This window comes from Methanobrevibacter sp. (genome assembly GCF_045577275.1).
Classification (GTDB): domain Archaea; phylum Methanobacteriota; class Methanobacteria; order Methanobacteriales; family Methanobacteriaceae; genus Methanobrevibacter.
This window is the reverse complement of sequence record NZ_JAZNIB010000360.1, coordinates 1-5,037: the sequence shown is the minus strand read 5'-3', so window position 1 is coordinate 5,037 and position 5,037 is coordinate 1. Positions and strand designations below refer to the sequence as shown.

Here is a 5,037-nt window from a genome sequence, read left to right as displayed (position 1 = left end):
TTATTGATTCGGCTTCATAATTATCTAAATTTGATTTGGATAGTTTAAATGAGTTATTTTCAAATTTTAATATATTCAAAAATTAATATTTTTTCAGAAAAATATCATAAGATTTATAAAAAACCTTGAACAAAATAGGATTATAAAACATATTGGGGATGATACTATTTTTATTAAAGATGAAAAATTCAGAAACCTATTTGCTAATTTTATTGTAATAAAAGATGAGGAATTTGCTCAAAGACAAGCTAAGCTATTTCATATGGATTCCATTTGGGGTGATGATGAAGACCCTGATGGAGATGAGCTATTTGACAGGATTGAAAATTTCAAGCTTGAAGAGGAAGTCAATTCCCTGCTTGTTTTGCCTTATGTAGACCATCAGGCAGGATTTTCATTTCAGACAGTTGCAGCTTGCCTATTGAATGATGACAATCTTCTAGTTTATGAAAGGGCAGATGAATTTCAATCAATGTCCAATATCAGATGGGATGCAACCACAGACTTTGAATTTGAATATCTTGATAATCTGAATGTAAAAGCCGATTTTGATATTGAAGAGTACAAATCCCATGCAAGGGATGTCTTTAAGCATTATAATGATGATAAGAAGATTCTGGTCTTAAGGATGCTTCCTATGCTTGATGAATTTAGGAATGAACAGCATCCTGATGACATTTTAGTATTCTTCTTTAAGGAAGGGCTCGCTCCAGAAGGAATGTGGGAGAGATATGATGATTTCAATGAGGATCATGAGATCTTTGGAAGATTGTTGAATCAGCCTAATCAGGACTTTGGAGTCAATATGGGAGATACTGTCAAATTCTCCTTTGCCAAAAATCAGGATGGGGCATTGATTTGCGTATGTGATTTAGATGAATAATTTAATTTTTAAAAGAGGAAAAAAATATGGGATTTACAAAAAATCAAAGAGAGGTAATAGAATACGGTAAAGGTTCTTTATTGGTTGAAGCAGGACCAGGTTCCGGCAAGACTACTGTAATTGTTGAGAGAATCAAGCATTTGATCAATGAGGGGGTTGACCCGTCATCATTTTTAGTTATCACATTTACAAACAAGGCGGCAGATAACTTAAAGTATAAATTGCGAAAGGAGCTTTCCGATGGGGAGGAAGATTCCAAGGACATAGTCTTGAAAATGCATATCTCCACCATTCATTCCTTTTGCCTTGAATATCTTAAGCTGAAAGGCATTGAAAAAACATTGGTTGATGATGACGCTTCAGAAAAGAAGACATTGCTCATCCAAAAATTCAGGAAAAGGCTTGGATTTAAGGGACCTTCCACAGTATTGGACTATCAGATTTCCTCTGTCTTGAACAAATTCGCCGAATATACCTCATTTAATGTTGACAGTGAGGAATTATATGAAAAAATATCTGGGTTAAGACCTGTCACTCAGGAATACATAGATTTTGTAAATGCCATGGACCGTTTTCCCAAAAAGCTCATTGATGACCATGATAAGCCTCTTAAAAAGAAAAAGAAGAACAATCCTGATTCTTTTGAAGATACAATATTATACAGTTCCTCATGGTATAATGCAAGATTTCTAAAAATCATAGAGGCATATCCGGATTATCTGGAGTTATTGGATGAATATGATTATGTCGATTATGACACATTGCAGCGCAAGGCTCTTGAAGTGATGATGGGGGATACTGAAATTCCATATAAAACCATATTTATTGATGAGTTCCAGGATACAGATCCTTTGCAATTTAGGATCTTTAAGATATTACGGGAGCAATCTGACTATTTCACTGCAGTTGGGGATGTAGACCAGCACATTTATGCATTCAGAAGTTCCTTCAATGATTTCTTTGATGAGCTGATAAGATTGGAGCATCCTCATTCAATTCCTTTGAATGTCAATTTCCGTTCTACTGAAAACATAGTCCGACTAACTGAGGAATTCATAAGCCCTCAAAGAAAGGGCACTTCAGATAAGAATATGGTAAATGACCGTAGTGATTGCAACAATCCCAATTTTCTCATTGAAAATGAAAGCAGTGTTGAGGAAGCGACAAATATCTGCGAAATCATTGAATACCTGATGGAAAACGATTTAATCAATGATTTTTCTGATGTTGCTGTCCTGTACAGAACACATGGGTGTCCTACCATCTCCAATCTGGTTGAGATATTCAGCCAGAAAGGCATAGAATTTTCCATTAAGGGTCAGAGGAATCTATTCAAGAGGGATGAGGTCAATGCAATCAAGGCATTGATGTGGTATGTCTCCAGACACACTTATCTCGGATACATTCCAGCTAAAGATGAGTTGCTGGACTTGAATCTCAGTGCTTTTTGCAGCGACTACTTCAAAACAGCATTCTGCAGGTTTGACCAATCCACAATCGATTATTTGTCCGGATTGCAGGAGTCATTTAACAATGAGATTCTTCTGGCGGAAAATGAGATTAGGGCAAGAAACGGTGTTGGAAAAGTCAAGGCATCTCACAGGGTTAAGGACAATGAGAATCAGGAAACATTAGTTGAGATATTTGGTAAGGTTCAAATGCCTGTAGTTGACTTGAACATGATAGAAAACCTGAGGGATAGGGAATTCTTCAATAAATTGGAACTCATAAGGGAGGAAATCCGATCAGAAGAGCCTCCAACAATCCTGAAAGTATTCTACAAACTGATTTCATTATCTGATTTATATGATTATGAGCTTTCATACGAGGAGATTGCAAATATCGCTATCCTGACTCAGACAATATCCAATTATGAATCATTTATTTCAGACACTAATCTCAGAGGGGCATTATTCTTTTTAATGAATGTTATTGGAAGCTATGATTCATATCAAATGGAAGGAAGCGGCGTTCAGCTTATGACAGTCCATTCAGCTAAAGGGCTGGAGTTTCCTGTAACCATCATACCTGCCCTTGAAAAGGATATCTTCCCAATGATTAATTGGGACCCTGACCGCGAAAAGGATTATATTTTCCCGAATGACACATTTTACACTCCGAATGAATGCTTGAAATATAAGACAATCATAAAGGAAGATGAAAACGGAAAATGGGGCTATGAAACCCTTTCAATTGAAGAGGAAAACAATCTGAACCTTGAGGAAGAAGATAGGATTCTTTATGTTGCAATGACAAGGGCTAAGGATTTATTGATATTGTCAACAGTGAATGAAGTTCCTGATCAGATAAAGAGAATCCAGGATTTCACTGAAGACTTTAGTTTTGAAAAATTATCTGAAGTTGAAATTGCCAGCGCTTATGAGGAGCCTGATGAGGAAAATGAACTTGAGGACGAACTTGAAAGCCTTGAAGAGCCAGTCGTTCTCAATTACTCAAAATATACCAAATACATTTCATGTCCTTATAAATATGATTTGGATTACAATTTGGGATTTAGGCGTTTCGGTTCATCTAAAGCGGCAAATATAGGAAGCGCTTTCCATAACGTTATGGAAGAGCTTAATCTAAAGCTTATAGATGGTGAAGTGGTAGGTAAAGAGGGCTTGGCGGAAATTATTGATGAGCATTATAAGCCCATGAGAGGCATGGAAAAGGACCCTGGAGAGTATGATGAATTTAAGGATAATGTTGAGAACTATTATTATAATTATTCAGTAAACAGAGAGACTCTGGAATCTGAATTTGATTTTGAACTCTTTATAGACAATTATATTTTGAATGGGGCTATTGATTTGATATTCAGGGACTCTGATGGTGAAATTAAGATTCTGGATTATAAATATGCAGAGTTCAATGAGGATCATATCAGAGGATATATAAAACAATCCTATATTTATGCTTCAGCGCTTAAAAGAATTCCAGAATATAAGGATTATGAAGTCAAAAAAGCCATCATTCATTTTGTCAAGGATGATTATCTCTATGAGGTTGAAATTGATGAGGATAAAATGGCAACTGAATTTGAAAGAATCAAGAAAGTATCTCAGAACATAAGGGATGGAATCTATAGAAAAGAGCCTGAGAAAGCAGAAGAGTGTGCGAACTGCTCTTACAGGTATTTCTGTAAACCAAAGGAGTTTGCTCAGGAGTTATATAATAATTAAATGTTTTAATTAAAGATTATTAATTCTATAATGGGGGATTCTTATGAACAAATTACATTTATCAAAATCCAAGTATTGCCAGTGTGTGCAATGCATAAAAATGTTTTGGATGAGAACATATAAGAAGTATTGTGCAGCACCTAAAGACAAAACAGCAATATTTGAAAACGGCCATAAGGTTGGAGAGCTGGCAAAAGGTCTATTTGGCGATTATGAGGATGTCCCATTTGACATAACCCTAACCCCAATGATTGAAAGAACAAATGAGCTATTGGAAAATAAGCCAAACATTATCACAGAAGCATCATTCAGCTATGACAACAATTTCTGCAGTGTAGACATACTAAAGAATGATGAAGACGGTGTGGAAATCTATGAAGTTAAAAGCTCCACTTCAGTGCATGACATTTACTTGGATGACGCTTCATATCAATATTATGTTTTATCCAATCTTGGATATAATGTAAAGAAGGTTTGCATTGTATATATTAACAGGGAATATGTTAAAGGAAAACTTCCTGTTGAAGATGAACTGGATAAGTTTTTTAATATAGAAGACATTACGGATATTGCACTGGAAAAGCAGGATGAAATAAGAAACAATATTGATATGATAAATAGGTATATGGATGAGCATGGCGAATACAATGAACCTATTAAAGAACTAGGAATGCAGTGTTATGAGCCATATCCATGTGACTTCTGGGATTATTGTACAAGAGACTTGCCTAAGCCAAATGTTTTTGATGTAGCCGAAATGAGAAAGAATCAAAAATTCAAGAAATACTATGAGGGAAAAGTCTCATTTGAAGATTTGGTAAATGAAGACTTGAATCCTAAATATCTGCAGCAAATAGATTTTGAATTGAATGATAATGATCCTGAAATCAATAAGGAAGCTATAGAGAATTTGCTAAACTCCTTAAAATACCCATTGTATTTCATTGACTATGAATCATATAATGTGCC

At 35.3% G+C, this 5,037-nt stretch carries 3 protein-coding genes; all 3 read left to right on the top strand.

The features are described from left to right. The first annotated feature begins 262 nt into the window (after positions 1-262). The gene (locus tag ACKI67_RS10415) at positions 263-883 is read left to right on the top strand and encodes a hypothetical protein (RefSeq protein WP_407463469.1); all 621 of its coding nucleotides are present in this window, start codon (positions 263-265) and stop codon (positions 881-883) included. Between the two features lie 26 nt (positions 884-909). Continuing rightward, a complete protein-coding gene (locus tag ACKI67_RS10410; protein WP_407463467.1) occupies positions 910-4,068 on the top strand; it encodes an ATP-dependent helicase in 3,159 nt (1,052 codons plus the stop codon). A gap of 43 nt (positions 4,069-4,111) precedes the next feature. Beyond that, positions 4,112-5,037: hypothetical protein (locus tag ACKI67_RS10405; protein ID WP_407463466.1), on the top strand; the 926-nt coding region annotated here is incomplete at its 3' end.

What these genes read in the sequence shown, in the direction of transcription:
- ACKI67_RS10415 (WP_407463469.1), top strand. Translation starts at nt 263, where the DNA reads ATGGATTCCATTTGGGGTGATGATGAAGACCCTGATGGAGATGAGCTA.
- ACKI67_RS10410 (WP_407463467.1), top strand. Translation starts at nt 910, where the DNA reads ATGGGATTTACAAAAAATCAAAGAGAGGTAATAGAATACGGTAAAGGT.